This is a genomic window from Pseudoxanthomonas sp. SGT-18 (assembly GCF_003931645.1).
In the GTDB taxonomy this organism is placed as follows: domain Bacteria; phylum Pseudomonadota; class Gammaproteobacteria; order Xanthomonadales; family Xanthomonadaceae; genus Pseudoxanthomonas.
Map to the genome: position 1 here is coordinate 1 of NZ_RRYJ01000022.1, position 1,311 is coordinate 1,311.

Sequence of the window (1,311 nt, forward strand, 5' to 3'; positions counted from 1 at the left end):
GGTTCTTCACCCAACTCCGGGGAAGGCCGCCCGGATCTTGAGGAAGAAGTAGGCGTCATCGCGGAAGCCGTAGGCCATGCGCTTGATGACCTTGATCTTGTTGTTGATGCCCTCGACCAGGTTGGTGCCCAGCGGCCACCGGCAGTGGGCCAGGATGCCGGGCAGGTAGGGCTCCAGGCGCCGGACGAAGATCTTCAGCGGCTCCAGCCCGCTGCGCAGGGCGCGGCGCTTCCACTGCTTCCAGGCGCGTAACGCCCAGGCGCGGCTGCGATATCGCCACAACTGTTTGAGGTCGTCCTTGAGCAGGTAGACGGTGAGCAAGGCGCGGTTGGCTGCCAGCAGTTCGTCCAGGTGCACGGCTTTGTCCGCCGGTACGTTCTCCCGGTTGCGCAGCAGCAGCCAGCGCGAGGTCTTCACCACGCGCCGGGCGGGCGTGTCGCCACGCAACCGGTTGGCTTCGTCCACCCGGACCCGGTCGATCACCTCGCGGCCGTACTTGGCCACCACATGGAACAGGTCGTAGACCACCTCGGCGTTGGGACAGTGCTGGCGCACCTCCAGGTCATAGGCGGTGTTCATGTCCATGGCCACCGCCTGGATCTGCGCGCAGCGCTGCGGACCCAGCAGTTCGAAGAACGGACGCACCTCGGCCCGGCTGCGGCCGCGGCCCACCCACAACACTCGCTTGCGCTGCGGATCGACCACCACCGTGGCGTAGCGATGGCCCTTCTGGATCGCGAACTCGTCCATGGCCAGCAACCGCACCCCGTCCAGGTCCGGTGGCCCCAGCGTGCGCTCCAGGTGCCGGTAATCGATGGCCTTGGCCGTCTTCCAGTCCAGGCCATGCCACTGCGCGGCGTGCCGCACCGAGGTGACCGCGCACAGGCGCGCCACGCTGCGGGCCAGGCGCCGGGTCACCCGGGCATGCCGGTCCAGCCAGTCCAACTGCTCCAGCCGGGGACCACAGCGCGGGCAGGCCAGGCGCAGCCGTTGCACCCGCAGCTCCACCGACTCCTCGAACACCGGCAGGTCGCGGATCCGCCGCACCGTGCGGTCGTGGATCGCCGCCACGGGCTGGCCGCAGCCGCTGCAGCAACGCCGCACGCCCTCCTGCGGATCAAGCTCGATCACCAGCCAGCGTTGGCCGCCGCGCGGCTCGCGATGCCAGCGGCTTACGCCATATCCCGCCCAGCCTCCCAGCGGGGACATACAATCCAACTCGGCCACGGCCGGCCCCAGTTTGTTGCTTCGACACCAGCAAGTCTGCCGGGTCGGCCGTGTGCCTCTCTCCCCTTAGTTGGGAGAAGAACC

Annotated in this window: 1 protein-coding gene; it reads right to left on the reverse strand. The window is 68.6% G+C overall.

Annotated elements, in window-relative coordinates; all coding sequences use genetic code 11:
- Nucleotides 1-6: 6 nt before the first annotated feature.
- A complete protein-coding gene (locus EIM47_RS15605) occupies nt 7-1,227 on the reverse strand; it encodes an ISL3 family transposase (RefSeq protein WP_125077419.1) in 1,221 nt (406 codons plus the stop codon).
- Between the last annotated feature and the right edge of the window lie 84 nt (nt 1,228-1,311).